Raw genomic sequence first — 25787 nt, forward strand, 5'->3', positions numbered from 1 at the left:
CGGCTCCGGGCGATGCCCGACGACGCCCTGGAGCGGCTCGTCCTGGCCCGGCGACTCCCGACGGCGGTGTTCGGCGAGACCGGCCCGCTGCGCATCTCGGACTTCTTCGACCTCGCCGAGGCACTCCGCACCGACGACGCGGTGGACGCCGCGATCGAGCACCTGCCCCGAGGCCACGCTCCTCGCCCTGCGCGACGGCACGGGCGACGTGGACGCCCTGGCCCCGGCGGTCACGCTCGGCCTGGCCGACGACGACGGCCGCGTCGACGACGCAGTCACGGCCCGGCTGGCCGCCCACCCGGACCTCGTGGGCCTGCCTGGAGGCACGGCGCACCCCGCCCAGCCGCCCCCCGACCCGCAGGCGGTCGACGACGCGACCGCCCGGACGGTCGGCGCCGAGCACGCCTTCGCGACGATGACCGTGCTCGCCGAGCTCCTGCGCGCCGTGTCCGAGGGTGCGGTGCGCGAACTCGTGAAGGGCGGCATCGAGGACTCCCCTGGCGAAGGTGCTCGGCGAACGCGCCGGCGCCGACCCGCAGGTGGTGCCGCACCGGCTCGGACTCCTCGAACGGATCGGTTTCGCGGGTCCGTCGGACGGCACGTGGACGACCACGACCGCCGGCGACGCCTGGCTCGTCGCGAGCTGGCCGGACCGCTGGTCGACCCTCGTCACGGCGTGGCGCGACGCGCTCGACCCCGCCGTGCAGGACGTCCTCGCGGTCTCGGGGGACGACCTCCGCGACCTCGTCGCCGTCGGCCGCTGGGCCTTCCCCGCCGGGGCGCGATGGCTCGACGCCGTCCTGCTCGACGTCGCCGGGCTCGGCGGACGCCCTCGGTCTGGCGGTCGACGGGCTCGTGACGAACACCGGGCGTGCCCTGCTCGACGGCGACGCCGCCCCGGCCGCCGAGGACCTGCCGCCGACGGTGGACGGCGTCTACCTGCAGCACGACCTGACGGTGATCGCCCCGGGGCCACTCGCGCCGGTCGACGACGACGCCCTCCGGAGCGTCGCCGTGCTCGAGGCACCCGGGCTCGCCGCCCGGTACCGCATCTCGGAGGACTCGCTCCGCCGGGCCTTCCAGGCCGGGCTCACCCGTGACGAGGTCGTCGCGCTGCTCGAACGCCTCTCCGCGACCGGGCTGCCCCAGCCCCTCGCGTACCTGGTCGACCAGGTCTCCTCGCGCGACGGCAGCATCGTCGTCGACGTCGGCGCGGACGGCCTCGGCACCCGAGGTGCACGGCACTGCCGACCAGCTCGACCTCATCGGGGTCGACGCCGAGCTGCGGCAGCTGGCGTGGGAGCGCAGCGAGCTGACGACGCTCCTGACCCGCTACCCGCCGCACGTCGTCCACACGGCGCTGGAGGACCAGCGTTACCCGGCCGTCCTGACGGCCGCAGCCCGCCCGCGACGAGATCCGCGCCTCCCGGCCGCCGACGCGCAGGCGGACGCAACCCGGAGCAGGCGGCGCACGCGCTCGTGGAGCGACTGCGGGTGACCACCGAACGCGGCGACGCCGAACCGGAGCAGGAGTGGCTCGGGCGGCAGATCGACCTCGCCGTCCGCGGCCGCACCCCGATCCGGCTGACCGTGCGCATGCCGGACGGCACGGAACGGCCGTTCTCGATCATCCCGACGTCCGTTGCGGCCGGGCGCGTCCGCGGGCGCGACACGGCCGTCGACGTCGAACGGACCCTGCCGCTCTCCCTCGTCGTGGCTGTGGAGAGCGACGCCTGATTCCACAGGACGTCCGGTCCGCGCCGGTTCGCAGCCGCGCGGCATAGGCTCATCCGTCATGAACGGACCAGCTGATCGTGCAGAGCGACCGCACCGTGCTGCTCGAAGTGGCACACCCTGACGCCGAGGACGCGCGGCACGACCTCGCCGTGTTCGCGGAGCTCGAACGCGCCCCGGAACACGTGCACACGTACCGGATCACGCGCCTCGGTCTCTGGAACGCGCGCGCGGCCGGACACGACGCCGAGAGCATGATCCACACGCTCGAGCACTTCGCGAAGTTCCCCGTCCCGCAGAGCGTCACGGTCGACATCCGCGACACTGTGGCGCGGTACGGCCGGCTCGTCATCCGGCGCGAGGAGCGCCCGGACGCACCGGTGATCGCGAACTCGCCGTCCGAAGAGCTCGAGCTCCAGCCGGTGCTGCTCCTGACCGCGACGGAGCCGTCGGTGTTGGCCGAGGTCATCCGGTCGAAGCGCATCAAGCCGCTGCTCGGCAACATGCGGTCCCCGCAGGAAGTGGAGCTCCTGCCCTGGGCCCGCGGGCAGATCAAGCAGGAACTCGTGAAGCTCGGCTGGCCGGCCGAGGACCTCGCCGGCTACACGCCCGGGCAGCCGCACCCGATCGACCTGGACACGTCGGAGTGGCACCTCCGTCCGTACCAGGAGCAGGCCGTCGACACCTTCTTCGCGCAGGGGTCCGGGGTCGTCGTGCTGCCCTGCGGCGCCGGCAAGACGCTCGTCGGCGCCGGGGCGATGGCCACGGTCAAGGCGACGACGCTCATCCTCGTCACGAACACCGTGTCCGCACGGCAGTGGCGGTCCGAGCTGCTGCGCCGGACGACCCTCACCGAGGACGACATCGGCGAGTACTCCGGCAGCGTGAAGGAGATCCGGCCGGTCACGATCGCGACCTACCAGATCCTGACCGCCCGTCGGAAGGGCGAGTACACCCACCTGTCGCTGCTCGACGCCCTCGACTGGGGCCTCATCGTGTACGACGAGGTCCACCTGCTCCCCGCGCCGGTGTTCAAGCTCACCGCCGACCTGCAGGCCCGTCGGCGCCTCGGCCTGACCGCGACCCTCGTGCGCGAGGACGGTCGCGAAGGCGACGTGTTCTCGCTCATCGGCCCGAAGCGGTACGACGCCCCCTGGAAGGAGATCGAGGCGCAGGGCTACATCTCCCCCGCCGAGTGCTTCGAGGTCCGCATCGACCTGCCGCACCAGGAGCGCCTGGAGTACGCGGCGTCGAGCGACGACGAGCGCTACCGGCTCGCCGCGACCTCCCCGGCGAAGACCCCGGTCGTCCGCGAGCTCATCGAGAAGCACCGCGGCGAGCAGATCCTCGTCATCCGGGCAGTACATCGACCAGCTCGACGCACTGGCCGAGTCGCTCGACGCGTCGGAGATCACCGGCGCGACCCCGATCGACGAGCGCGAGCGGCTCTACCAGGCGTTCCGCGAAGGCACGATCGACGTGCTCGTCGTCTCGAAGGTCGCGAACTTCTCCGTCGACCTGCCCGACGCGACCGTCGCGATCCAGGTGTCCGGGTCCTTCGGGTCCCGCCAAGAAGAGGCGCAGCGTCTCGGGCGACTCCTCCGCCCGAACAAGGACGGCCTGCCGGCGTCGTTCTACACCCTCGTCACGCGCGACACGGTCGACCAGGACTTCGCGCAGAACCGGCAGCGGTTCCTCGCCGAGCAGGGCTACTCGTACACGATCCTCGACGCGGACCAGATCCAGACGCCCGTGGGCTGACGTACGCATCGCTCCCAGGAAACCCCGAGGGAACGGTCAGAAGATAGGACCATGAGCGATGGCCCCAAGATCCTGATCGTCGACGACGAGCCGAACATCCGCGACCTCCTGACGACCCCCCCCCCCCCCCCCCTCGTTGCGCTTCGCCGGCTTCGCCGTGCGTGCGGTGGGCAACGGTGCACAGGCGATCTCCGCCGTGCTGGAAGAAGAGCCGGACCTCATCATCCTCGACGTGATGCTCCCCGACATGAACGGCTTCGGCGTCACGAAGCGCCTCCGCTCGTCGGGCTACACCTCGCCGATCCTGTTCCTCACCGCGAAGGACGACACCGAGGACAAGATCACCGGCCTCACCGTCGGTGGCGACGACTACGTCACGAAGCCGTTCTCGCTCGACGAGATCGTCGCCCGCATCAAGGCCATCCTCCGTCGCACCATGAACGACGAAGAGGACGCGATCATCCGCGCCGGCGAGCTCACGATGGACCAGGACACGCACGAGGTGACCATCGGCGACGCGCAGATCGAGCTCTCCCCGACCGAGTTCAAGCTGCTCCGCTACCTCATGCTCAATCCGAACCGCGTGCTGTCGAAGGCGCAGATCCTCGACCACGTGTGGGAGTACGACTTCAACGGCGACGCCGGCATCGTCGAGTCCTACATCTCGTACCTGCGTCGCAAGCTCGACCAGTACTCGGCCGAGCCGATCATCCAGACCAAGCGCGGCTTCGGTTACATGCTCAAGGCGTCGAAGGCCTCCTAGTCACGTCTTCACGGCGGCCGTCCGGTTTCACCGGGCGGCCGCTGTCTATCGTTGGGGCAGCATGCACACGCGAATGAGCCGCTGGTGGGACGGGATCTCCCTGCGCACCAAGATCACCGGGATCACGGTCCTCCTGGTCGCGCTCGGCCTGCTCGTCGCCGGACTCGGCACCATGACGGTGCTGTCCACCTACCTGATGTCGCAGCTCGACAACAGCGTGAAGAACACGACCGAGCAGCTCGAGGGCCAGAACATCAGCGACGGCGAGCAGTACTGCAAGCTCTCGGTCGTGCTCTCGCAGAGCGCCTACGTCGCCGCGTACAACTCCGACAGCGACCGGATCTGCCAGACGAAGGCGTCCAGCCGGCCGACATCCGCCAGCTCGACTTCTCCGCCGCGGCGCAGAGCGGCGTGCGGTTCTCGCTGGCCCGCGACAGCCAGCACAACCACGAGTGGCGTGCGCAGGTCATCCCGGCGTCGCTGCAAGACCAGACGAGTGGCAGCACCGAGACCGGGTACGTGCTCGTCGCCGTCTCGAGCGCCGACACCGACCAGACCATCGCGCGCTTCACCGTCATCTTCCTGGGCTTCGGCATCTCGGTGATCCTGCTCGGGGCGATGCTCACCCGGCTCCTCGTCACCGCCACGTTCGACCCCCTGCGCGACGTCGAGGACACCGCTGCGCGCTTCGCCGCCGGCGACTTCAACCAGCGCCTCGAAGCGGACACCCCGAACACCGAGGTCGGCCGCCTCAACCGCTCCCTCAACTCGATGCTCGAACGGATCGACTCCGCGTTCGAGGACCGGCAGCGCACCATCGACCAGATGCGCCGGTTCGTTGGCGACGCCTCGCACGAGCTCCGGACGCCGCTGGTGTCCCTCCGCGGGTACGCCGAGCTCTACCGCATGGGCGCCCTCCGCAAGGAAGAGGACGTCGCCCAGGCGATGGAGCGCATCGAGAAGGAAGCCCAGCGCATGGGCCTCCTCGTGCAGGACCTCCTGCAACTCGCCCGCATCGACGAGTCGAAGCCGCTCGAGCTCGGCCCGGTCGACCTCGTCGCCATCGCCCGTGACTCCGCGCTCGACACGATGGCGTCCAACCCGGACCGCGAGATCCAGGTGCTCGTCGAGGACTCGGTGACCGGCGAGCGTGGCCCAGGCCGTGCGTCCACCGATGTCCGCGTTCGGTTCGGCAGCATCGACGTCCCCGTTCTCCGAGACCGGCGAGGTCCCTCCGACGTCGCCCACCTCGGCGAACACCACCGGCCCGATCGCGTTCTCGCGGCAGACCATCGCCCGACTGCGTGCCCGCCGGACCCGCGCGATGAGCGTCGACGCCCTCGCCCCGACCGACGAGACCACGCCGCTCCCGACCGTCGTCCTGCCGCAGCGTCCGCCGATCGTCCTGGCGGAGGAGAACAAGATCCGGCAGATCGTCACGAACCTCATGGGCAACGCGATGCGGTTCACCGAGCACGACGACCCGATCGAGATCGGCATCGGCGTGGACGACGAGCGTGGCATGGCGCACCTCGACGTGATCGACCACGGCGAGGGCATCCCGCTGCAGCTCCGCGACAAGATCTTCCAGCGCTTCTGGCGTGCGGACACCTCGCGTGCGCAGGACACCGGCGGCTCGGGCCTCGGACTCGCCATCGTGTCCGGCATCGTGGCGGCGCACAACGGCTCCGTCGAGGTCTTCGACACCGAGGGCGGTGGCGCCACCTTCCGCGTGTGGCTCCCCCTCCTCCCCCGCGACTACACCCCCGCCCCGCCCGCGCCCCCCGCCGCACCCGCCGCCTGACCCGCGCGCCGCCCGCCGTCGCGCGCCGGCCTGACTTCCGCCGAGATCGCACTTCGTGCCGCATCGCCGACGCGCGAGCCCGCCGAGGTGCGATCTCGCCGCGGCCGGACTGCGCGCAACCGGCACGGACTGCGATCTCCATGAGTCCTCCACAGGGGACGCCTGTTGGCCCCCTGTCCACAACGAAGGCGCCACGCAGCATCGCTTGTCGGACCGTGCCCAGGGTGGACCCCATGGCCGCCGACCCCGACCGCTGCCGAGCGCGTTCGCGAACACGCCGTTCCTCGTCCGGGATGCGCTCGCGTCGGGCATCGCGAAGGACCGGCTCCGTCGCCGCGACCTGATCACACCTGCACGGGGCGTCCGTCTCCCCACCGGCGCGGACGAACTCCTGCACCGGCTGATCGCCATCGGTCTCCTGCTCCGCTCCGACCAGCACCTGAGTCACGCCTCGGCCGCCGTGCTCTGGGACTGCCCGCTGCCGCAGACGCTCAGTCGTGTGGATTCAACGGTCCACGTCTCGACCGTCGGATCGGGACCCGTCGAACGACGTCAGCGGGTGGTCGGCCACCGTGTCGCCCTCGACCGAGCTCGCTCCACGACGGTCTTCGGCACCCGGGTCAGCACGCCCGCTGCGGCGTGGTACGAGTGCCGGACCCTGCTGGACACCCGTGACCTCGTGATCCTGGGCGACCACATGGTGGGAGTCGGTCGCCTCGCCACCCTCGAGCAGCTCTCGGCGACGATCAGAGCGGGCGACCGCGGCGTCGTGCGTGCTCGATCAGCGGTCGAGCGGATCCGGACCGGCGCGGAGTCGCCGACGGAAACGAGCCTTCGACTGATGGTCGTCGATGCCGGCTTTCCCGAGCCCGACCTCAACGTCGACGTGCACGCCGCCGACGGACGGTTCATCGGCCGCGCGGACATGGCATGGCCGGATCTGCGCATTGCGCTCGAGTACGACGGTGATCACCACCGAACCGACCGAGATGCGTTTCGGAGAGACCGGAGCAGGGCAACGACTTCACCTCCGAAGGCTGGGTCGTGATCCGCGCGACATCCGTGGACCTTGCTCGACCAGCGACGGTGTTCGAGCACCTTCGTCGCGCGTTCGACCATCGCCGCCGGGCGCCGTGACGGCATCGGCCGACGCCGAAGTCGCACTTCCGCGGGTGATCGGCCCGTCGATCGCCGCCGAAGTGCGATCTCGCCGGAGCGTGTGCGCACGAAGTGCGATCTCGGCGTGGACGGACGCACGGCCCGTCCGACCCGCTCGGCGCCCTGCACGCGGAAGGGCCCGCACGCGCAGCGTGCGGGCCCTTCGGAACGTCGGACTTAGAAGTCCATGCCACCCGTCGGGTCGCCGGCCGGCATGGCCTGCGCCTTCTCGGGCTTGTCGGCGACGACGGCCTCGGTCGTGAGGAACAGACCGGCGATCGACGCAGCGTTCTGCAGCGCCGAGCGCGTGACCTTGGCCGGGTCGATGATGCCCGCGGCGATGAGGTCGACGTACTCGCCGGTCGCGGCGTTGAGGCCCCAGCCGGACTCGAGCTCGCGGACCTTGGCGGCCACGACACCCGGCTCCATGCCGGCGTTCAGCGCGATCTGCTTGAGCGGCGCGTCGATCGCCACGCGGACGATGTTCGCACCGGTCGCCTCGTCACCCTGGAGCTCGAGGGACTCGAGCGCCACGGCACCGGCCTGGATCAGGGCGACGCCACCACCGGCGACGATGCCCTCTTCGACGGCGGCCTTCGCGTTGCGGACGGCGTCCTCGATGCGGTGCTTGCGCTCCTTGAGCTCGACCTCGGTCGCGGCACCGGCCTTGATGACGGCGACGCCACCGGCGAGCTTCGCGAGGCGCTCCTGGAGCTTCTCGCGGTCGTAGTCGGAGTCGGTCGCGTCGATCTCGGCGCGGATCTGACGGACGCGGCCGGCGATCTGCTCGGCGTCGCCGGCACCCTCGACGATCGTGGTCTCGTCCTTGTTGATGACGACCTTGCGGGCACGACCGAGCAGGTCGAGCGTCGCGTTCTCGAGCTTGAGGCCGACCTCTTCCGAGATGACCTGGCCGCCGGTGAGGATCGCGATGTCCTGCAGCATGGCCTTGCGGCGGTCGCCGAAGCCCGGGGCCTTGACGGCGACGGACTTGAAGATGCCGCGGATCTTGTTCACGACGAGCGTGGCCAGGGCCTCGCCGTCGACGTCCTCGGCGATGATGAGGAGCTGCTTGCCGGCCTGGATGACCTTGTCGACGACCGGCAGGAGGTCCTTGATGTTCGAGATCTTCGAGTTGACGATCAGGATGTAGGCGTCCTCGAAGACGGCTTCCTGACGCTCGGGGTCGGTCACGAAGTACTGCGACAGGTAGCCCTTGTCGAAGCGCATGCCCTCGGTGAGCTCGAGCTCGGTGCCGAAGGTGTTGGACTCCTCGACGGTGACGACGCCTTCCTTGCCGACCTTGTCGATCGCCTCGGCGATGAGCGCGCCGATCGTCGGGTCAGCGGCGGAGATGGACGCGGTCGCCGCGATCTGGTCCTTGGTCTCGATCTCCTTCGCGTTGGCGAGGAGCTGCTCCGAGACGGCCGCGACGGCCTTCTCGATGCCGCGCTTCAGGGAGATGGGGTCCGCACCGGCCGCGACGTTGCGCAGACCTTCACGGACGAGCGCCTGGGCGAGGACGGTCGCGGTGGTCGTGCCGTCACCGGCGACGTCGTCGGTCTTCTTGGCGACCTCCTTGACGAGCTCCGCACCGATCTTCTCGTACGGGTCGTCGAGCTCGATCTCCTTGGCGATGGAGACACCGTCGTTCGTGATCTGGGGGCGCCCCACTTCTTCTCGAGGACGACGTTGCGGCCGCGCGGGCCGAGCGTCACCTTCACGGCGTCAGCCAGCTGGTTCAGGCCGCGCTCGAGGCCACGGCGGGCCTCCTCGTCGAAAGCAATGATCTTAGCCATGTGAGTTCTTCGTCCCTCCCGGACGTCGTCATGGGGGTCGTGCTGGCACTCAGCGTGAGCGAGTGCCAACGCCGATTCTGGCACTCGGAGGGTGCGAGTGCAACACAGAACGGAGGCGCGGGTCGAGTTCCCAGGACTTCGCCCGGAACACCGCCGGACGCATGACGAACGCGCCGCCCCTGACGGGACGGCGCGTTCGCGAGGTGGTTCAGGCGGGGCGGACGGATTCCGCCTGCGGTCCCTTCGAACCGGTGCCGACGTCGAAGGTCACTGCCTGACCTTCTTCGAGGACCTTGTAGCCCGACATGTCGATTGCCGAGTAGTGCACGAACACGTCCTGGCCCCCTCCATCGACGGTGATGAAGCCGAAGCCCTTCTCGGCGTTGAACCACTTCACGGTTCCGTTGGCCATGATCTCTTGCTCCCTGCGGTGGTGCTGGTGCGAACGGCGCTGTCGCCGCCTTGGCACGACTCTTACCGAACAATGCCGACAGGGCAAGAGGTGTGACGTTCTTTCACGTCGATTCCGTCAAGAATCAGCGTGCCGGAAACACGACCGTCACAAATGCAGCCGGAACCGGCGCCTGAACCGCTCCGGAACGACGGAGGAACCACCGCAGGAATGCGTCAGCCGGCGTAGTCCGCGCCGAGCACGACACTGATGTCGGCGTTCGGGAACGCCGCCGACTGCTGCACCGCGGTGACGCCGAGCGACTTCGCGATCCCCTGCGCGACGGCCGCCTGGGACGCCTGCTGGTAGTAGACGATCGTCGCGGTCGTGCCGGTGGTGCCGGCGTCGCCCGTCGAGGTGACCTTCCACCCCGCGGTGGTCAGCGCGGCGCTGCCCTTCGCGGCGAGGCCGGTCGTGGTCGTGCCGTTCAGGACGACGAGCGTGGTCGAGCCCTGGTCTGCCGGGGTCCCCGCGGCCGGCGCCTGGGACGCCGGGGTCGAGGGCGATGCCGACGGCTTCGCGGTGGCGGACGACGACGAGGACGGGGACGCCGACGGCGAGGTCGACCCGGTGAAGGAGTAGCTGCCGTTCAGCAGTGCGAGGACGAGCACCCCGAGCCCGACGAGCACGCCCGTGGCGAGGGCCGCCCAGGCGAACGCGATCCAGCCGCGCCCACGACGCTGGGCGCCGCGGTGCGCGCCGACCCGTGGGCCGTCGGCGACGTCGTCGAACCGGTCTCGGGTGTCTCTCGTCGTCATCGTTCCTCTTCACGTCCTTCGGGAGCCGCGCCGGAGGCGGCTGAAGCTGCGCGCCGCCCGGGCACTGGTGCGCGCGTGCCGGAGCCGCTGCAACCGGGAGACCAGCTGCGGGTCGTACGCGAGCGCCGCGGGCGAGTCGATCACGCGGTTCAGCACCTGGTAGTACCGCGCCGGCGACATCTCGAACTCGACCCGGATCTCTGCTTCCTTCGTGCGGTCGTGCCGCAAGCCGGTCCTGCCGTGCCCGCTCGTGCTCGAACGCGAGCACGTGGACGGCGAGTTCGCTGAGCTGGTCAGCACTGCGCTCGTCGGCGGGGGTGGCGGTCACTGCGGTTCCGATCACGGTCGGGTAACGGGTCTCGCACATCGTAGGGGTGGAGTGCAGCGCGACCCTGGCACGCCGCTGGACTGTCGCGAAGACGGGTCACAGGTTCGGGTCGCGGAGATGCGTCACCCGCTCGGGTCGCGGAGCCAGCGGACACGGACGCCGAACGGGTCGGACACGGCGGCCGCGACCCCGTCGAGCGAGGCGGTCGCGAAGGCGTCGGGGTCACCGGGGTCGACGTCTGCGGGCAGCGTCTCGGCGACGGCGGTCACGATGCCCGTCCGCTCGAGGGCGATCCAGTGCACGCCGCGGTCACGGACGCGGTCGACGAACCGCTGCCGGTCCGCGCCCGGCACGTACACGAGGGTCCCGGTGGTGAGGACCACGGGTTCGAGGCCGTCCGGCAGGGCGTCCAGCGCGCGGTCCAGGTCGCCGGGCAGCGTGCCCGCGATCCGGACTGGAGGCACGGCGAGCGTCGCGCGCGCCGCCTCGCGCATCAGGGCGGTCCGGTCCGTCGCCTCGGGTGGGACGGCCTCGACCAGCCGGTCGAACGCGTGCGGTTCCGCCAGGTCGATCGGGTTCGGGTCGAGGGCGATCCGCGCCGCGATCCGGATCGGGGTGGTCGCCGGGCGGATCGGCACCCCGGTCACGTCGGCGGTGAGGTGGAGCGACGGGGCATCCGGGGCGGTGTGCACCCGGACGACGTCGTCCCCGGTGCGGTGGTCGAGCGTCACCCGGTCGGGGATCGAGCAGAGCCCCGCCGCCGCACCCGCGTCGACGAGGCCGAGCGGCCGCCCCACCCGCGCCGCGAGCGCGCCGCGAAGAGCGGGACGACGGGACCGAGCCGCCGCGGGTCGTTGGCCTGCACCGTGGCGGAGGCGAGGGCCGCGACCAGGGTGGGGCGCGCCTCCAGGCCGACGGCGCGGAGCGCACCGGGTCCGCGGGGTCCGCTCCCAGCCGCCGCGCGACCGCGAAGAGGAGTTCCGGCTGCCGTTTCGGCTCCGGCACCTCGTCGAGGAGCGCGACCAGGTCGTCGTCCAGCGACCGGGCCCAGGCCGCGTACGCGGGTGAGACGGACGCGATCCGGTCGGCGTAGGCCGCGTACCGCGCACGGATGTCCATCAGACGGCCGGGGCGGGACCGGGCCGCGCCATGCCGACGTGCCGGATGCCCGCTTCGTCGTAGGGCTCGCCGAACCGGACGAAGCCGTGCCGCTCGTACAGCCCGGCGACGTACTCCTGGGCGTGCAGGACGATCGGCTCGTGCCCGTGCGTCCCGAGCACCGCGGCGACCAGACCGCCGGCGACGCCGTGCCCCCGGTGCGCCGGGTCGGTGGCGACGCGTCCGATCACCCAGGCGGGCGGCGACGCTCCGGCCGGGTGGTCCTCGTCCGGGGCGGGCCGGACCAGTCGCAGGTACCCAACCGCTTCCGTGTCCGTGCCGAACCACCAGTGCTCGGTGTCGGGCGCGCGGTCCCGGCCGTCGAAGTCCTCGGCCGTCACGCGCTGCTCCAGCGCGAACACGCGGTTCCGCAGGACCACGATGCCGTACAGTTCGTCCGTCGTCAGACGGTCCCAACGAGCATGGTGCACGGAATGTTCGGACATCGTGGCGAGTTTAGTGGAGTGGTCGGGAATGCCCCGTGAAGAACCCGGCCGGAAGCAGGAGGAAACAATGGCATACAACGTCGACAAGTCCGACGCCCAGTGGCGCGAGGAGCTCTCCCCGGACCAGTACGCCGTCCTCCGTCAGGCGGGAACCGAACGCCCCTGGACCGGTGAACTCCTCGACGAGGAGCGCGCCGGCGTCTACACGTGTGCGGCCTGCAACGCGGAGCTGTTCAAGAGCGGCACGAAGTTCGACTCCGGCTGCGGATGGCCGTCGTTCTACGAGTCGGTGAACCCGGACGCCGTGCAGCTGATCGAGGACAACTCGCTCGGCATGGCACGCACCGAGGTCCGCTGCGCGAGCTGCGGTTCGCACCTCGGGCACGTCTTCCCCGACGGGTTCGGCACCCCGACCGGTGACCGCTACTGCATGAACTCGATCTCGCTGAACTTCGAGGCGAAGGCCGCGGCCGAGACCGACGCGTGAGCCCGGGCCCGCTCGTCGGTAGGATGAGCGGGTCAGCCGGCATGGCGCAATTGGTAGCGCACCGGTACTTGTAATACGGGGGTTGCGGGTTCAAGTCCCGCTGCCGGCCCCATCAGGGACGACGTCCCGGACGTGCGGAAGCCCCGAGCGAGTGATCGCCCGGGGCTTCCGGCGCGTGGAACGCGGATCAGGGGCGTTCCGAGCGCTCGACGCGGTAACCAGCCGGTCGTGCAGTGATGGTGACACCTCACCGAGCACCGTGTCCAGAGCGAGTGCACATCCTCGCGGAAAGCCGCAGAAGGCGGACAGCGTGCGCCCAGCGTCCGGCGCACGCTGCCCGTTCGTTCAGCGTCCGCCGGTGATCTTGCGTTCGCGCTGGGCGACGCCGGCCGTGCCGTAGGGGTAGTCGTCGATGCGCGGGGCGCTCACGTCGGTGAGGGTCCGCAGCTCGGACTCGTCGAGCACGAGGTCCGCGGCACCGAGGTTGTCCTCGAGCTGCGACAGCGTGCGGACCCCGAGGATGACGCTCGTGACCGCGGGGCGGGCGAGGAGCCACGCGAGGGCGACCTGCGAACGGGAGACTCCGTGTGCGTCGGCGATCGTCGACACCGCGTCGAGGACGGCCCAGGTGCGCTCGTCGCCGTTCCGGGCCTCCCACGCCTCCATGCCGCGCTCGGGGTTCTCGCCGAGGCGGGTGGTGCCGGTCAGGGCCTCGTCGCGCTGGTACTTGCCGGTGAGCCAGCCGCCGGCGGAGGGCGACCAGGGGAGCAGGCCGATCCCGGCGTCGAGGCAGGCCGGCACGACCTCGTGCTCGATGTCGCGGACGAGCAGGTTGGACTGCGGCTGCAGGGTGACGGGCGGCGCCCAGCCGTGGGCCTTCGCCTCGTAGACGGCCTTCGTCACCTGGTAGCCGAGGTAGTTCGAGAACCCGTACGAGCCGATCTTGCCCGCGGACACGGCGTCGTCGAGGAACCGCAGGGTCTCGTCGATCGGGGTGAGTGCGTCCCACGCGTGCATCTGGTAGAGGTCGATGTGATCGACGCCGAGCCGCTCGAGCGAGGCGTCGAGGGCCACGCGGAGGTGGCGGCGCGACAGCCCGAGGTCGTTCGGCCCGTCGCCCTGCGGGAAGCGGCCCTTGGTGGCGAGGACGACCTGCGCCGCCTCGGTCGGGTGTGCGGCGAGCCAGCGGCCGATGATCCGCTCGGACTCGTTGCCGGAGTAGACGTCCGCCGTGTCGACGAGCGTGCCGCCGGCTGCCACGAAGGCGTCGATGATGGCGTGGGAGGTGGGTTCGTCGGCTTCGCTGCCGAAGGTCATGGTGCCGAGGGTCAGCGTCGACACCGATGTCCCGCTGTTGCCGAGGAGTCTGTAGTCCATGGCGGGGACGGTACGCGCGGTGTCCGACGGCAGCGAGGACCTACGAGTACCCCTCAGCGCCGGGCGGACAACGCGACGCGGTCAGGAACGCAGGAACGCCAGCGCGGCTTCGCGGAACGCCCGCGACGTCGGCGCGTTGAAGTGGTTGCGCCCCGGGATCTCGAAGAACGCCGCGTCGGGTGCCGCCGCCGCGAGCCGCACGGCGCTGTCCCGGATGCCGTCCTCACTGCCCGCCGCCATCAGGATCGGCTGCGTCGGGGCGTTCGCGGGGGTCGGCTCGACGCTGTCGCGCATGCCCTCGACCATCGCCACGAGCGCGGCGAGGTCGTTCCCCTCGACGTTCCCCGCCATCGTCAGGTACCCGTTCGTCACGCGGTCCTCGATCGGGGTGCCGTCGGCGAGGTACGCCTTCGCCTGGTCGACCCGCACGCGGCGCATCGGGTCGGCGTCGGGGATGCCGCCGAACACGGCGCGGCTGATGCGGTCCGGCAGCTGCTCGGCGGTGTGCCACCCGACCCGCGCGCCGAGCAGAGTAGCCGAGGTACGCGACGTCGTCGAGCAGGTAGGTGTCGATGACGGTGGTGACGTCGGCGACGAGGAGGTCCATCGAGTACGCGCCCGGGTCGTGCGGCTTCGCGCTGGCGCCGTGCCCGCGCTGGTCGAGCGCGACGACGCGGTACCCGGCGCGCACGAGGTCACGGGTCCAGCCGGAGGCGTGCCAGTTGAGCAGTGCTCGGAGGCGAAGCCGTGCACGGCGATGACGGCCGGCGCCTCGGGATCGCCGAAGTCGTAGGTCGCGATCGGGAGGCCGTCCGGGGACATCACGGCACGGGGTCGGGGCGCAGCGGGGACGAGTGACATGTCCTCTCAAGGCTACCGGGGCACTGTGGTCGTCATGGACGGCTACGGCGGCGATCAGATCCGGGCGGCGGAGCGGCCGCACCTCGATGCGGGGGAGCCCCTCATGCAGCGTGCGGCGGACGGGTTGGCCGCGATCGTCGGCGACCTGCTCGACGACCCGGCCGTCCGACCGGGAGACGGACCGGGGTCGGTCCTGGTGCTGGCCGGCAGTGGCGACAACGGCGGTGACGCCCTGTTCGCGGGCGCGCGCCTCGCAGCGGCCGGGAGGCGCGTGGCGGTCCTCCGCGTCGGCTCACGCGTCCACGAGGCGGGCCTGGCAGCGGCGCTGGACGCCGGTGCGCGCCTCCTGGCCGGCCCGTCCGGCACCTCGGGACCGGAGCCGCACGCCGGAGCAGCGGACATCCTGCGCGCGGCCGTCCCGCGTGACGGCGAACGGCTGGCCGCCGTGGCGACGGACGCCGCGCTCGAGGCCGACCTCGTGCTCGACGGCATCCTCGGCATCGGGGTGCACGGGGCGTCCGCCCTGCGGTCCCCCGCCCGCGAGGTGGTGGATGCGATCCGCGAACTCGCCCGCGACCAGCGCGCACCGTTCGTCGTCGCGGTCGACGTACCGAGCGGCATCGACGTCGACACCGGCGGGATCGCGGACGACCACGTGCTGCACGCCGACGTCACGGTGACGTTCGGCGGGGTCAAGGCCGGCCTGCTGAGCGGGCCCGCCGCGACCTCGCCGGGCGGATCGAACTCGTCGACGTGGGCATCGGTGCGGACCTGGCGGCCGTGGAGCCGCTGATCCGCACCTGAGTCAAACCGCCCCGGCGTCCACCCCGTGCTCGACCCCGTCGCGGGCTTCGAGCCACGTGTCCACGAAGTGCCGGTAGTTCCGGCGATGAGCTGCTCGGCCGCCTCGGTGTCGAGGTGTTCGCTGCACGACGTCCTCGAGCGGTTCCTCCCAGTTGCTCCGGCCGATCGCGAAGCCGACGAACCCGTCGACCGGGGCAGCGGTCCGCAGCCAGTGGTCGAGCTGCTCCTCTGGTGCGTCCCGACCGAGGACGATGCACTGCACCGCGTCCCGCCCGCCGCGTCGCGCCGTGGCCACGACCCGCTCGGCGTCCTCGCGCGCGTCGAGTCCCTCGAGCTTCCACACGTCGGCCTCGACCCCGCGGTCCTGCAGGTACTCGAGCACCTGCACGACCAGGTCGGGGCGGAGGTCGCGGTCGTAGTCGTCGACGGATGCCTTCTGGTCGTCGGTGCCGGGGACGAGCAGTTCGACGAGGAAGGGCCGTCCGGCGTCGTGCAGCGCGGCCGACACCGCTGCCAGGTCGCTCGCCTGCTGCTGCCGACGGTCGGCGTCGAACGCGGGGTTGTCCCGCACGAGCACCTTCACGAAGTCGGGGTCGAACGCGTCGACGTGGGCCAGCCAGTCGTCGCCGTACTCGAGCTCGAACCACTCGCGGCCCGAGCGCCCGACCGGCATCGCCAGCTGCAGGCCGGCGTCCTTCGCGAGCCGGGCGACGTCCGCGCCGTACCGCTCGTCGACGAGGACGCCGGTGCGGTCGCAGGAGAGCCCCGGCCGCCGGCGCCGTAAGGACCCCGCGGTGCACGAGCTGCTTGCCGGCCCGGACGCGCTCGGCCTCGGCCTCGTCGACCGGCTCGCCGCCGGACTCGTCGTACGTGTGCTCGAGCAGCGAGGAACGCTGGTCCATCGCGAACAGGAACAGGGGGTGTGCTTCGTCGAGGTTCGCCATGTCCCCGTGTCTACTCGCCGTCCCGGGCGCGGCGCTCGGAGCATCCGTACATTCGGGGCATGACGTTCAACGAGGACTCACAGCTCGAGGGTGGGAAGGTCACGCGGCGTGGCCGTGGTGCCGTGATCGGTGGCGGGGCGGTCGGTGTCGGCGCGATCCTGGTGTTCCTCATCGCCCAGTTCACGGGGTTCGACCTGAGCAGGGATCGTCGGCGGCGGTGACGGCACGACCGAGATCCAGCAGACGGGTGGACCGCCGACCCGGCGGCCGAGTGCCGCACGGGGCGCGACGCCAACCTGAAGGTCGAGTGCCGGATGGAGGGGGCGCGGCCGAGTCCCTCGACGCCTACTGGGCCACGGAGTCCCGCCAGCTCGGCATCGCGTACTCGACCCCGGGTTCGTGCTGTTCACCGGGTCGACCGACACCGGTGCGGGCAGGCCTCGGCCTCGACCGGGCCGTTCTACTGCCCGCCGGACCGCGCGATCTACCTCGACACCGCCTTCTACGACGACCTGCCAGTCGCGGTACGGGTCGTCCGGCGGGCCGCTCGCGCAGATGTACGTCGTCGCGCACGAGTGGGGCCACCACGTCCAGCAGCTGCAGGGCGCCTTCGCCTCGACGGACCGCTCGGGCACGGGTGCGTCGTCCGGCAGCGTCCGCGTGGGAGCTGCAGGCCGACTGCTACGCCGGCGCCTGGGTCGGCGACGCCCGCGACCACGAAGGACGCGGACGGCGAGACGTTCTTCGAGCCGATCACGCGGGCGCAGATCGACGACGCGCTGTCCGCCGCGAGCGCCGTGGGCGACGACAGCATCCAGGAGCGCTCGAGCGGCCGGGTCGACCCGGACTCGTTCACGCACGGGTCGAGCGAGCAGCGCCAGAACTGGTTCATGCGGGGCTACCAGCGGGGCGCGACGTCCTGCGACACCTTCAGCATCCCCGGCTCGTCCCTCTAGGCCGGCCCACGCCCGAGACGCGACCAGCGGACGGACGGGAGGCGCGGTGCCAGCCGGCACCGCGCCTCCCGTCCGTCGGTCCGCCCGTCGGTGGACGCGTCCGTCAGCTGGACGGGGTCGCGCTCGGGGTGGACGTCGCGGTGGCGGAGGGCGTCGCCGTCGGCGTGGCCGAGGGGGTCGGCGTGGGCGTCGGGGTGGCGTCGGTCGCGCCGGCCGCGGTCACCACGAAGGTGCGGAAGTCGTCGTTCGTGATCGGCGACGTGAGCTCGTAGCGCTGACCGTTCACGAGCACGAGCGGCACCCCGGGGAACTCGCGCAGCGTTGAGCCGGGGATGTCCCCGCCGGTCACCGCGCTGGTCCGCTCGTCCACCCACTTGGCGTACGTCTGGTCCTGGATGCAGCTCCGGATCGCACGGCGGTCCTGCAGCCCGTCGACCCCCGTCACCACGCGGGTGAGCTGGGCGTCGGTGAGGCCCGCCGTGTTCTGCTCGGGCTGCTCGGCGAAGAGCGCCTCGTGCACGGCGAAGAACTGGTCCGGGGAGTCGTTCGCGACGCAGGCGGCGGCGTTCGCGGCCCGGAGCGAGTACTTCGTGCCCTGTCGACCGGTTCGACAGGGTCGCGATCGGGTGGATGTCCACGGTCGCGGCGCCGGAGTCGACCAGGCTCTCGATGTACTCGCCGTTCGCCTTCTCGAACTGCCCGCACGTGGGGCAGAGGTAGTCGACGTACATCGTGATCCGTACCGCACCCGAGCCGTCGGTGGCGCTCGGCGTCGGCGCGGCGCCGACGGCCTTGAGGTCCTGCCCGATCGTGATGCCGCCCTGCGACGTGTTCGCCGGTCCGGGCCCGGCGGGCTGCACGGAGTCGACGAGCACGAGCGTGACGATCGTCGCGGCGGCGAGCAACACGACCCCGAGGCCGATCTGCAGGCCGAGGCGGACACCCCGCTGCCGGCGCTTCTGCTGGGTGCGTGCGCGCTGCGCCCGCTGCCTGGCTGCTTCTCGTCGCTCGTTCCGCGCGGCGCGGGCGTCACCCTCGGGGCGGTTGGTCATCGAGTGGTCCTCCTGGTTCGGCGTCCGCCGTACCTCCCCGAGCGGCGGACGGACCCGGCGATTGTAGTGGGACGCTCTGAGAACCAGCCAACCAGGGGGACAGCACTGGCGCATCGCAGGGAAGTCGTGTTGTATGAACCTCGATGGTCGACGACGACCATCCGGGGCCTCGCGGGCTGACCGCTTCGCTCCGGATCGTCCGGCACGTACCTGCCGGTGAAGAAAGGACCGAACGCTCATGGCGTCCGTCACCTATGACAAGGCAACCCGTCTCTACCCCGGAGGCACGCGTCCCGCGGTCGACTCCCTCGACCTGGACGTCGCCGACGGCGAGTTCCTCGTCCTCGTCGGCCCCTCGGGTTGCGGCAAGTCGACCTCCCTCCGCATGCTCGCCGGCCTCGAAGAGGTCAACTCCGGCGCGATCCGCATCGGCGACCGCGACGTCACCGACGTCCCGCCGAAGGACCGCGACATCGCGATGGTCTTCCAGAACTACGCGCTGTACCCGCACATGACCGTCGCCGAGAACATGGGCTTCGCGCTCAAGATCGCCGGCGTCGGCAAGGACGAGCGCGCCACCCGCGTGCAGGAAGCCGCGAAGCTCCTCGACCTCGAGGACTACCTCGGCCGCAAGCCGAAGGCGCTCTCCGGTGGTCAGCGTCAGCGCGTCGCGATGGGCCGTGCGATCGTCCGTCAGCCGCAGGTGTTCCTCATGGACGAGCCGCTGTCGAACCTCGACGCCAAGCTCCGCGTCCAGACCCGCACCCAGATCGCCTCGCTGCAGCGTCGTCTCGGCGTCACCACGGTCTACGTCACGCACGACCAGACCGAGGCCCTGACCATGGGTGACCGCATCGCGGTCCTCAAGGACGGCATCCTGCAGCAGGTCGGCACCCCGCGCGACCTGTACGAGAAGCCGAACAACGTGTTCGTCGCCGGCTTCATCGGCTCGCCGGCGATGAACCTCCTGCCGGCCGACGTGGTCGAGGGCGGCATCAAGTTCGGCACGCTCAACCACGCGATCGACCGCGACACCCTCTCCAACGCGCGTGCGGCACAGATCACGGTCGGCATCCGCCCGGAGGACGTCGTCGTCGCCCAGTCCGGCGACGGCCTGCCCGTCACGGTGGACGTCGTCGAGGAGCTCGGCGCCGACGGTTACCTCTACGGCCACGCCGACGTCAAGGGCCAGCGTGTCGACATCGTCGCCCGCGTCGACGGCCGCGCGCACCCCTCGATCGGCGACACCATCGTCGTGACGCCGAAGTCGGGCCACGTGCACGCCTTCGACACCGAGTCGGGCGAGCGTCTCGACGACAAGGCCGTCGTCGGCGCGTAACGACGGAAGGCCACTCACAGGAGGCGCGGTGCCAGCGGGCACCGCGCCTCCCGTCGGTTCGCAGTACCGTACCGTTCGCAGTGCCGTACCGATCGCAGTGCCGTACCGATCCGCACTCCAGCACCAGAGGAACCCATCGTGTCCGACTCGTTGTCCATCACCGCAGCCACCGTCGACCCCGGACTCCTCGACCTGCCCTGGGACGTCCCGCTCGCGGACTGGCCGGACGACGTCATCGTGGCGCTGCCGAAGGGCATCTCGCGGCACCTCGTCCGGTTCGTGCACCTCAGCGGGTACGTGGCCGCCGTGAAGGAGACCGGGGAAGAGGTCGCCCGCTCCGAGTACGAGATGCTCCGCACGCTGCAGCGCATGGACGTCCCCTGCGTCGGCCCCGTCGCCGTCATCACCAACCGGGTGAGCGCCGACGGCGAACCCCTGCACCCCGTGCTCGTCACCCGACACCTGCGCTTCTCGCTGCCGTACCGCGCGCTCCTACTCGCAGACGCTGCGACCGGAGACCGCCACACGCCTGGTCGACGCCCTCGCCCTGCTCCTCGTGCGTCTGCACGTCATCGGCTTCTACTGGGGCGACGTGTCACTGTCGAACACCCTGTTCCGACGTGACGCCGGGGCCTTCGCCGCGTACCTCGTCGACGCCGAGACCGGCAAGCTCTACCCCGGCGGCCTGTCGAACGGGCAGCGCGAGAACGACCTCGAGGTGGCGCGGGTGAACATCGCCGGCGAGCTCCTCGACCTCGAGGCCGGCGGCCGGCTCGACGAGAACGCCGACGCCGTGGACGTCTCGAACCGGATCGTCGCCCAGTACCGGATCCTCTGGAAGGAACTCACCGGCACCGAGCAGTTCGACATCAAGGAGCGCTGGCGCATCAACGACCGCGTCGAGCGACTCAACGCCCTCGGGTTCGACATCGAAGAGCTCTCCATCCACACGACCGAGGGCGGCTCGCAGGTGCGCATCCAGCCCAAGGTCGTGGACGCCGGGCACCACCAGCGGCGGCTGCTGCGGCTCACCGGCCTCGACGCCGGCGAGAACCAGGCGCGGCGCCTCCTCAACGACCTCGACTCCTATCGGGCCCGCAACGGCCGCGACCTCCTCGACGAGGAGATGGTCGCGCACGAGTGGGTGTCGAAGGTGTTCGAGCCCGTCATCCGGTCGATCCCGCGGGAGCTCCGCGGGCGCCTCGAGCCGGCCGAGGTCTTCCACGAACTGCTCGAGCACCGCTGGTTCATGTCCCAGCAGGAGGAGCGCTCCGTGTCGCTGCCCGAGGCCACGACCGCCTACATCAACGACGTGCTGCGCCACCGCCGTGACGAGCGGCTGCTCATCAACCCGCCGACGTCGTCGATGACGCTGCCGATCCCGGTGGTCGACGACGCCGAGGTGGACGACACCGATGACGTCGAGGACTGGCGCGCGAGCGTCTGACGCGCGCCCGCGCCCCGCACTCCCGTCCCGCAAAACGCAACCTCGGCGGTTGCTCGCAGCGTTGTACCGCCGCGAGATCGCGCCGAGGTTGCGTTTCGCGGTGGGGGAGGAAGCTACGACGCGCGACGGCGCCGGGCGACCTCCCACAGGGTGACGCTCGCGGCGATGCCCGCGTTCAGGGACTCGGTCGCGCTCGAGATCGGGATCGACACGATCGCGTCGCAGGTCTCGGTGACGAGGCGCGACAGGCCCTTGCCCTCTGAGCCGACGACGATCACGATCGGACGGTCGGCGAGCTCGAGACCGTCGAGCTCCACGTCGCCGTCGCCGTCGAGGCCGAGCACGAACAGGCCCATCGACTTGAGCGACTTCAGCGTCTGCGTGAGGTTCGGCGCCATCGCGACGGGCGTGCGGGCTGCGGCACCGGCGGAGGTCTTCCACGCCGACGCGGTCACGCCGACCGAACGACGCTGCGGCACGATGACCCCGTGGCCGCCGAACGCCGCGGTGGAGCGGATGATCGCACCGAGGTTGCGCGGGTCGGTGATGCCGTCGAGGGCGACCATGAGCGGCACCTGGTCGCGCGAGAACGCACGCTCGACGATGTCCTCGGCCACGGCGTACTCGTACGCCGGCACCTTGAGCGCCACACCCTGGTGCACGCTGTCGTGCCCGGTGATGCGGTCGAGTTCGGGGCGCATCAGCTCGATGATCGGCAGGCCGCGGTGGTTGGCGAGCGCGAGGATCTCCTTCACGCGGTCGTCGACCTCGATGCGGGCGGCGATGTACAGCGTGCTGGAGGGGGTCTTCGTGCGCAGGGCCTCGAGCACGGAGTTACGACCGGTGACCAGCTCGTGGTCGTCGGCCTTCCGTGTCGGCGGGCGACCGGTCCGCTGCTGCGGCGAGCTCGACGCACCGTGACGACCGCGCGCGGCCTCGAACCGCTCCTTGGCGGCCTTGCGCTTGCCGGCCGGGTGGTACGGGCGGTCCTCGGCCTTCGGCGTGGGCTTGCGACCCTCGAGCGCCTGCGCGCCCTGGCCGCCGGAGCCGACCTGCTTGTTGCCCTTGCGGCCGGAGCGGACGGCGCCGGGCCGACCCTTCTTGCTCCCCGAGACGTTCTTCATTGCTCTCTCCCTGTCCGGCACTGCCGTTGTCCAGGCGATGCTCCAGCGTGTACCTGCTGCGGTGTCTTCGATGGTGATGCCCGCGGCTGCGAGGTCGTCCCGCACGCGGTCGGCTGTGGCGAAGTCGCGTGCTGCCCTGGCGTCGGTCCGCTCCTGCACGAGGCGGTCGACGAGGGCTGCGAGTGGTGCGGCCGATGCGTCGTGGCCACCGCCAGTCCAGTGGGCGGCTCGCGGGTCGATGCCGAGCACCTCGGCCATCGCGGCCACCTGATGGTACGTGGTTCCGAGCACTTCCGCATCGTCGGCGTCCAGCGCAGCGTTGCCGGCGCGGACGGTCTCGTGCAGGACGGCGAGTGCCTGGGGCACCGCGAGGTCGTCGTCCATGGCGTCGGCGAAGGCCTCGGGCACGCCCGGGGCATCGGCCAACCGGACCCCTTCGAGCCTGCTGGCGGCCCGGGACAGGAAGCCGTCGATGCGGTCGAGCGCCGCTTCGGCCTCGGCGAGGGGGCCGTCGTGGTGGTCGATCGTCGAGCGGTAGTGGGCGGCGCCGAGCGCGTACCGGACGGCGATCGGCCGCGCGGACCCGAGCATGTCCGCGGCGAACACTGGAGTTGCCGAGCGACTTCGACATCTTCTGCCCACCGACCGACACGAGTCCGTTGTGCAGCCAGTAGGACGCGAACGCGTCGCCCGCCGCCGTCGACTGCGCGAGCTCGTTCTCGTGGTGCGGGAAGCGCAGGTCGAGTCCGCCGCCGTGGATGTCGAACGCCGGCCCGAGGTAGCGACGAGGACATCGCCGAGCACTCGATGTGCCACCCCGGGCGGCCCGGCCCCCAGGGCGAGTCCCAGTTCGCGGTCGAGCGGCTCGCCCGGCTTCGCGCCCTTCCAGAGCGCGAAGTCGCGGGGGTCGCGCTTGCCACGGGGGTCGGCGTCGGCGGCCTCGACCATGTCCTCGCGACGCTGGCGGGTGAGTGCGCCGTACGACTCCCAGCTGCCGGTGTCGAAGTAGACGTCGCCGGAGCCGTCCGCGGCGGCGTAGGCGTGCCCCTGGTCGATGAGCTTCGCGATGATCTCGTGCATCTGCGGCACGCTGGCGGTGGCGCGCGGCTCGTACGTCGGGGGCAGGATGCCGAGGGCGTTGTAGGCGGCGGTGAACTCGAGCTCGACGCGGTACGCGCGGGCGAACCACTCCTCGTCCGTGGTGGCGGCGAGGTCGAGCACCTTGTCGTCGATGTCGGTGACGTTCCGCACCAGGGTCACGCGCAGCCCGCGGTGGGTGAGCCAGCGACGCCAGATGTCGTAGACCAGGGCGGAGCGGAGGTGCCCGATGTGCGGCGACGACTGCACCGTCGGACCGCAGACGTACATGCTCACGTGTCCGTCGACCAGCGGGACGAGGTCGACGACGGCTGCGGCGCGGGAGTCGTAGAGGCGTACGGTCCACGCCCCCAAGCCTAGGACGTCAGGCCGGTCTGACGACGGCCGTCGCGATCGCGGCGAGCCCTTCGCCACGCCCGGTGAAGCCGAGGCCGTCCGTGGTCGTGCCGGACACCGCGACGGGGGCCCCGACGACCGCGGCGAGTGCGTCCTGCATCGCTGACCGACGGCCGCCGATGCGCGGGCGGTTCCCGATGACCTGCACCGTCACGGACGTCGGGACGAGCCCGGCCGACGCCAGCGCTGCCACGGCCCCGCGGACGAAGACGTCACCGGCGGCTCCGGCGTACGCGGGGTCGGAGGTGCCGAACCGGCCGCCGATGTCCCCGAGCCCACCAGCGGAGAGCAGAGCGTCGCACACCGCGTGCGCGACCGCGTCCCCGTCGCTGTGTCCGGAGAGCCCGGCCTCACCCGGGAAGTCGAGGAGCCCCACCCGGCAGGGCGAGGCGTCGTCGAACGCGTGCACGTCGACGCCCAACCCGACCCGCACACCATCGGGGGCGGCGACGCGCGACCGCACGATCGACTCGGCCCGTCCCAGGTCCCACGGGGTGGTGATCTTGAACGCGTCCGCGTCGCCCGAGGACGAACCGCACGGTGCCGCCCGCTGCCTGGAACACCCCCGCGTCGTCGGTCTCGGCCCGCTCCGCCACCGCGTACGCCTGCCGGAGTGCGGCGAGCGGGAAGCCCTGCGGCGTCTGCACACCGACCAGGGCAGCGCGGTCGACGGTCTCGACGACGACGTCCCCGTCGACCCGCTTCACGGTGTCGGTGACGGGCAACGCCGGGACGAACCCGGCGAGGCCGCCGGCGGCGATCGCCGCGTCGACCGCGTCGAACACCCGCGAGAACTGGGCGGCCGGCGTCAGGCAGCGCGCCGCGTCGTGGACCAGCACCGAGGTGACGGAGTCCGGCAGGACGGCCAGGCCGGCCTCGACCGAACCATGGCGATCCGTGCCTCCCGGGACGACCGCCGTGTACGCGACCGCCGCCCCGGCCACCGACGCGATGAGCTGCTGGCACTCGTCGACCAGCGGAGCGAGGGCGACCACGACGACGAGCGTCGGCGACGACAGCGTGAACAACGGCTCGAGCGCGCGCGCGAGCATGACGGTGCCGGCCACCGGGACGAACGCCTTGGCGGTCCCGATGCCGAGGCGCGTGCCGGAACCGGCCGCAACGACGACGACCGCCCTGTCCACCCCTTCGGGGAACAGAACGGTCGTCGACGTGTTCAGTGGTTCGCCGCGCTCAGGAGGCCAGGACCTCGTCGAGGACGGTCGATGCCTGGTCCTCGTCGGTCTTCTCGGCCAGCGCCAGCTCGGAGATGAGGATCTGCCGCGCCTTGGCGAGCATTCGCTTCTCCCCCGCGGACAGGCCGCGGTCCTGGTCACGCCGCCAGAGGTCGCGGACGACCTCGGACACCTTGATGACGTCACCGGGAGCGAGCTTCTCGAGGTTCGCCTTGTAGCGCCTCGACCAGTTCGTGGGCTCTTCGGTGAAGGGGGCCCGGAGGACCTCGAACACCTTGTCGAGCCCTTCCTTGCCGATCACGTCGCGGACACCGACCAGGTCGACGTTGTCCGCCGGCACCTCGATCGTCAGGTCACCTTGGGTGACCCGCAGCTTCAGGTAGACCTTTTCCTCGCCCTTGATGACGCGCGTCTTCACTTCAGAGATGGTTGCCGCCCCGTGATGGGGGTAGACCACGGTCTCGCCGACCTCGAATTGCATGTATCAGGCTCCGTTCCGAGACACGCTCCAGTTTACCACAAGCGGAATTGGGGTAAGGGGCACCT

The 25787-nt window shown here is 71.2% G+C and carries 21 protein-coding genes, 1 tRNA gene and 9 pseudogenes; 14 read left to right on the forward strand and 17 right to left on the reverse strand.

Features of this window, described 5'->3' with window-relative positions; translation table 11 throughout:
* Nucleotides 1-208: 208 nt before the first annotated feature.
* From ACZ8AI_RS19615 to ACZ8AI_RS19645, 7 genes and pseudogenes are all read left to right on the forward strand, one after another.
* Nucleotides 209-859, forward strand: coding sequence for a hypothetical protein (locus ACZ8AI_RS19615; protein WP_464859538.1), 651 nt, complete (start codon nucleotides 209-211; stop codon nucleotides 857-859).
* Nucleotides 856-1737: a helicase-associated domain-containing protein gene (locus tag ACZ8AI_RS19620; protein WP_464859539.1), complete on the forward strand. Its 882-nt coding sequence runs from the start codon at nucleotides 856-858 to the stop codon at nucleotides 1735-1737. The genes ACZ8AI_RS19615 and ACZ8AI_RS19620 overlap by 4 nt, the downstream gene beginning before the upstream one ends.
* Nucleotides 1738-1808: 71 nt before the next feature.
* Nucleotides 1809-3495, forward strand: a pseudogene (locus tag ACZ8AI_RS19625) (DNA repair helicase XPB).
* A 51-nt stretch (nucleotides 3496-3546) separates the two neighbouring features.
* Nucleotides 3547-4258: pseudogene (locus ACZ8AI_RS19630) on the forward strand (response regulator transcription factor).
* Nucleotides 4259-4876: 618 nt separating this feature from the next.
* Nucleotides 4877-5221 (forward strand): annotated as a pseudogene (locus tag ACZ8AI_RS19635) (HAMP domain-containing protein); the annotation flags it as partial.
* 361 nt (nucleotides 5222-5582) lie between these two features.
* Nucleotides 5583-6062 (forward strand): sensor histidine kinase, encoded by a 480-nt coding sequence (locus ACZ8AI_RS19640; protein WP_464859540.1) that lies wholly within the window; start codon nucleotides 5583-5585, stop codon nucleotides 6060-6062.
* A gap of 205 nt (nucleotides 6063-6267) precedes the next feature.
* Entirely contained in the window at nucleotides 6268-7110 is an 843-nt protein-coding gene (locus ACZ8AI_RS19645; RefSeq protein ID WP_464859541.1) for a hypothetical protein, read from the forward strand.
* 287 nt (nucleotides 7111-7397) lie between these two features.
* Here the strand turns inward: ACZ8AI_RS19645 and groL are convergent.
* The 6 genes and pseudogenes from groL to ACZ8AI_RS19675 all read right to left on the reverse strand — a co-directional run bounded on the left by groL (nucleotide 7398) and on the right by ACZ8AI_RS19675 (nucleotide 12160).
* A pseudogene (gene groL / locus ACZ8AI_RS19650) lies at nucleotides 7398-9019 on the reverse strand (chaperonin GroEL).
* A gap of 208 nt (nucleotides 9020-9227) precedes the next feature.
* Nucleotides 9228-9431 (reverse strand): cold-shock protein, encoded by a 204-nt coding sequence (locus ACZ8AI_RS19655; protein WP_022903461.1) that lies wholly within the window; start codon nucleotides 9429-9431, stop codon nucleotides 9228-9230.
* Nucleotides 9432-9646: 215 nt separating this feature from the next.
* Nucleotides 9647-10228: a LytR C-terminal domain-containing protein gene (locus ACZ8AI_RS19660; protein ID WP_464859542.1), complete on the reverse strand. Its 582-nt coding sequence runs from the start codon at nucleotides 10226-10228 to the stop codon at nucleotides 9647-9649.
* A 9-nt stretch (nucleotides 10229-10237) separates the two neighbouring features.
* Nucleotides 10238-10456, reverse strand: coding sequence for a DUF3263 domain-containing protein (locus tag ACZ8AI_RS19665; protein WP_464859543.1), 219 nt, complete (start codon nucleotides 10454-10456; stop codon nucleotides 10238-10240).
* Nucleotides 10457-10678: 222 nt separating this feature from the next.
* The gene (locus tag ACZ8AI_RS19670) at nucleotides 10679-11665 is read right to left on the reverse strand and encodes a DUF2332 family protein (protein ID WP_464859544.1); all 987 of its coding nucleotides are present in this window, start codon (nucleotides 11663-11665) and stop codon (nucleotides 10679-10681) included.
* Between the two features lie 9 nt (nucleotides 11666-11674).
* Nucleotides 11675-12160, reverse strand: coding sequence for a GNAT family N-acetyltransferase (locus ACZ8AI_RS19675; RefSeq protein ID WP_464859545.1), 486 nt, complete (start codon nucleotides 12158-12160; stop codon nucleotides 11675-11677).
* A 67-nt stretch (nucleotides 12161-12227) separates the two neighbouring features.
* Between ACZ8AI_RS19675 and msrB the strand changes: the two genes are divergently transcribed.
* Nucleotides 12228-12647, forward strand: coding sequence for a peptide-methionine (R)-S-oxide reductase MsrB (gene msrB / locus ACZ8AI_RS19680; protein ID WP_071292206.1), 420 nt, complete (start codon nucleotides 12228-12230; stop codon nucleotides 12645-12647).
* A 35-nt stretch (nucleotides 12648-12682) separates the two neighbouring features.
* A tRNA-Thr gene (locus ACZ8AI_RS19685) sits at nucleotides 12683-12759 on the forward strand.
* Between the two features lie 233 nt (nucleotides 12760-12992).
* Here ACZ8AI_RS19685 and ACZ8AI_RS19690 read toward each other — a convergent pair.
* From ACZ8AI_RS19690 to ACZ8AI_RS19700, 3 genes are all read right to left on the reverse strand, one after another.
* Nucleotides 12993-14024: an aldo/keto reductase gene (locus ACZ8AI_RS19690; protein ID WP_464859546.1), complete on the reverse strand. Its 1032-nt coding sequence runs from the start codon at nucleotides 14022-14024 to the stop codon at nucleotides 12993-12995.
* An 81-nt stretch (nucleotides 14025-14105) separates the two neighbouring features.
* Nucleotides 14106-14264: a hypothetical protein gene (locus tag ACZ8AI_RS19695; RefSeq protein ID WP_464859547.1), complete on the reverse strand. Its 159-nt coding sequence runs from the start codon at nucleotides 14262-14264 to the stop codon at nucleotides 14106-14108.
* On the reverse strand, nucleotides 14248-14967 hold the full coding sequence (locus tag ACZ8AI_RS19700; protein WP_464859548.1) for an alpha/beta fold hydrolase: 720 nt from the start codon (nucleotides 14965-14967) through the stop codon (nucleotides 14248-14250). Before ACZ8AI_RS19700 ends, ACZ8AI_RS19695 begins: the two co-directional genes overlap by 17 nt.
* On the opposite strand from ACZ8AI_RS19700, the gene ACZ8AI_RS19705 reads away from it, so the two are divergent.
* Nucleotides 14920-15678, forward strand: a complete 759-nt coding sequence (locus tag ACZ8AI_RS19705; RefSeq protein ID WP_464859549.1) for an NAD(P)H-hydrate epimerase — start codon at nucleotides 14920-14922, stop codon at nucleotides 15676-15678. The two genes, ACZ8AI_RS19700 and ACZ8AI_RS19705, sit on opposite strands and share 48 nt — an antisense overlap.
* A 12-nt stretch (nucleotides 15679-15690) precedes the next feature.
* Here ACZ8AI_RS19705 and ACZ8AI_RS19710 read toward each other — a convergent pair whose 3' ends face one another.
* Nucleotides 15691-16677, reverse strand: coding sequence for a 2-deoxy-5-keto-D-gluconate 6-phosphate aldolase domain-containing protein (locus ACZ8AI_RS19710; protein ID WP_464859550.1), 987 nt, complete (start codon nucleotides 16675-16677; stop codon nucleotides 15691-15693).
* A gap of 15 nt (nucleotides 16678-16692) precedes the next feature.
* Between ACZ8AI_RS19710 and ACZ8AI_RS19715 the strand changes: the two genes are divergently transcribed.
* Both ACZ8AI_RS19715 and ACZ8AI_RS19720 read left to right on the forward strand, forming a co-directional pair.
* The gene (locus ACZ8AI_RS19715; RefSeq protein ID WP_464859551.1) at nucleotides 16693-16854 is read left to right on the forward strand and encodes a hypothetical protein; all 162 of its coding nucleotides are present in this window, start codon (nucleotides 16693-16695) and stop codon (nucleotides 16852-16854) included.
* Nucleotides 16855-16947: 93 nt separating this feature from the next.
* Nucleotides 16948-17589, forward strand: coding sequence for a neutral zinc metallopeptidase (locus ACZ8AI_RS19720; protein ID WP_464859552.1), 642 nt, complete (start codon nucleotides 16948-16950; stop codon nucleotides 17587-17589).
* Between the two features lie 103 nt (nucleotides 17590-17692).
* Here ACZ8AI_RS19720 and ACZ8AI_RS19725 read toward each other — a convergent pair whose 3' ends face one another.
* On the reverse strand, nucleotides 17693-18622 hold the full coding sequence (locus tag ACZ8AI_RS19725) for a DsbA family protein (protein WP_464859553.1): 930 nt from the start codon (nucleotides 18620-18622) through the stop codon (nucleotides 17693-17695).
* Nucleotides 18623-18879: 257 nt separating this feature from the next.
* Between ACZ8AI_RS19725 and ACZ8AI_RS19730 the strand changes: the two genes are divergently transcribed.
* Together ACZ8AI_RS19730 and ACZ8AI_RS19735 are read left to right on the forward strand one after the other, a co-directional pair.
* Entirely contained in the window at nucleotides 18880-19980 is a 1101-nt protein-coding gene (locus ACZ8AI_RS19730) for an ABC transporter ATP-binding protein (protein ID WP_464859554.1), read from the forward strand.
* A gap of 138 nt (nucleotides 19981-20118) precedes the next feature.
* Nucleotides 20119-21427 (forward strand): annotated as a pseudogene (locus ACZ8AI_RS19735) (DUF4032 domain-containing protein).
* A 113-nt stretch (nucleotides 21428-21540) separates the two neighbouring features.
* Here the strand turns inward: ACZ8AI_RS19735 and rlmB are convergent.
* The 6 genes and pseudogenes from rlmB to ACZ8AI_RS19765 form a co-directional block, all read right to left on the reverse strand.
* Nucleotides 21541-22551, reverse strand: coding sequence for a 23S rRNA (guanosine(2251)-2'-O)-methyltransferase RlmB (gene rlmB / locus ACZ8AI_RS19740; protein ID WP_071292196.1), 1011 nt, complete (start codon nucleotides 22549-22551; stop codon nucleotides 21541-21543).
* Nucleotides 22552-22605: 54 nt separating this feature from the next.
* Nucleotides 22606-23142 (reverse strand): annotated as a pseudogene (locus ACZ8AI_RS19745) (DALR domain-containing protein); the annotation flags it as partial.
* Nucleotides 23143-23215: 73 nt separating this feature from the next.
* A pseudogene (locus tag ACZ8AI_RS19750) lies at nucleotides 23216-23311 on the reverse strand (hypothetical protein); the annotation flags it as partial.
* Between the two features lie 68 nt (nucleotides 23312-23379).
* Nucleotides 23380-24063, reverse strand: a pseudogene (locus ACZ8AI_RS19755) (cysteine--tRNA ligase); the annotation flags it as partial.
* Nucleotides 24014-25226: pseudogene (gene ispF, locus ACZ8AI_RS19760) on the reverse strand (2-C-methyl-D-erythritol 2,4-cyclodiphosphate synthase). The pseudogenes ispF and ACZ8AI_RS19755, both read right to left, overlap by 50 nt.
* A 13-nt stretch (nucleotides 25227-25239) precedes the next feature.
* The gene (locus ACZ8AI_RS19765; RefSeq protein ID WP_464859555.1) at nucleotides 25240-25722 is read right to left on the reverse strand and encodes a CarD family transcriptional regulator; all 483 of its coding nucleotides are present in this window, start codon (nucleotides 25720-25722) and stop codon (nucleotides 25240-25242) included.
* Nucleotides 25723-25787: the final 65 nt, after the last annotated feature.

The organism is Curtobacterium sp. AC273 (assembly GCF_979253735.1).

What these genes read in the sequence shown, in the direction of transcription:
- ACZ8AI_RS19765 (WP_464859555.1), bottom strand. Translation starts at nt 25,722, where the DNA reads ATGCAATTCGAGGTCGGCGAGACCGTGGTCTACCCCCATCACGGGGCG.
- ACZ8AI_RS19655 (WP_022903461.1), bottom strand. Translation starts at nt 9,431, where the DNA reads ATGGCCAACGGAACCGTGAAGTGGTTCAACGCCGAGAAGGGCTTCGGC.
- ACZ8AI_RS19690 (WP_464859546.1), bottom strand. Translation starts at nt 14,024, where the DNA reads ATGGACTACAGACTCCTCGGCAACAGCGGGACATCGGTGTCGACGCTG.
- ACZ8AI_RS19730 (WP_464859554.1), top strand. Translation starts at nt 18,880, where the DNA reads ATGGCGTCCGTCACCTATGACAAGGCAACCCGTCTCTACCCCGGAGGC.
- ACZ8AI_RS19660 (WP_464859542.1), bottom strand. Translation starts at nt 10,228, where the DNA reads ATGACGACGAGAGACACCCGAGACCGGTTCGACGACGTCGCCGACGGC.
- ACZ8AI_RS19705 (WP_464859549.1), top strand. Translation starts at nt 14,920, where the DNA reads ATGGACGGCTACGGCGGCGATCAGATCCGGGCGGCGGAGCGGCCGCAC.
- ACZ8AI_RS19675 (WP_464859545.1), bottom strand. Translation starts at nt 12,160, where the DNA reads ATGTCCGAACATTCCGTGCACCATGCTCGTTGGGACCGTCTGACGACG.
- ACZ8AI_RS19710 (WP_464859550.1), bottom strand. Translation starts at nt 16,677, where the DNA reads ATGCTCCGAGCGCCGCGCCCGGGACGGCGAGTAGACACGGGGACATGG.
- ACZ8AI_RS19640 (WP_464859540.1), top strand. Translation starts at nt 5,583, where the DNA reads ATGAGCGTCGACGCCCTCGCCCCGACCGACGAGACCACGCCGCTCCCG.
- rlmB (WP_071292196.1), bottom strand. Translation starts at nt 22,551, where the DNA reads ATGAAGAACGTCTCGGGGAGCAAGAAGGGTCGGCCCGGCGCCGTCCGC.
- msrB (WP_071292206.1), top strand. Translation starts at nt 12,228, where the DNA reads ATGGCATACAACGTCGACAAGTCCGACGCCCAGTGGCGCGAGGAGCTC.
- ACZ8AI_RS19695 (WP_464859547.1), bottom strand. Translation starts at nt 14,264, where the DNA reads ATGGCGGCGGGCAGTGAGGACGGCATCCGGGACAGCGCCGTGCGGCTC.
- ACZ8AI_RS19715 (WP_464859551.1), top strand. Translation starts at nt 16,693, where the DNA reads ATGACGTTCAACGAGGACTCACAGCTCGAGGGTGGGAAGGTCACGCGG.
- ACZ8AI_RS19720 (WP_464859552.1), top strand. Translation starts at nt 16,948, where the DNA reads ATGGAGGGGGCGCGGCCGAGTCCCTCGACGCCTACTGGGCCACGGAGT.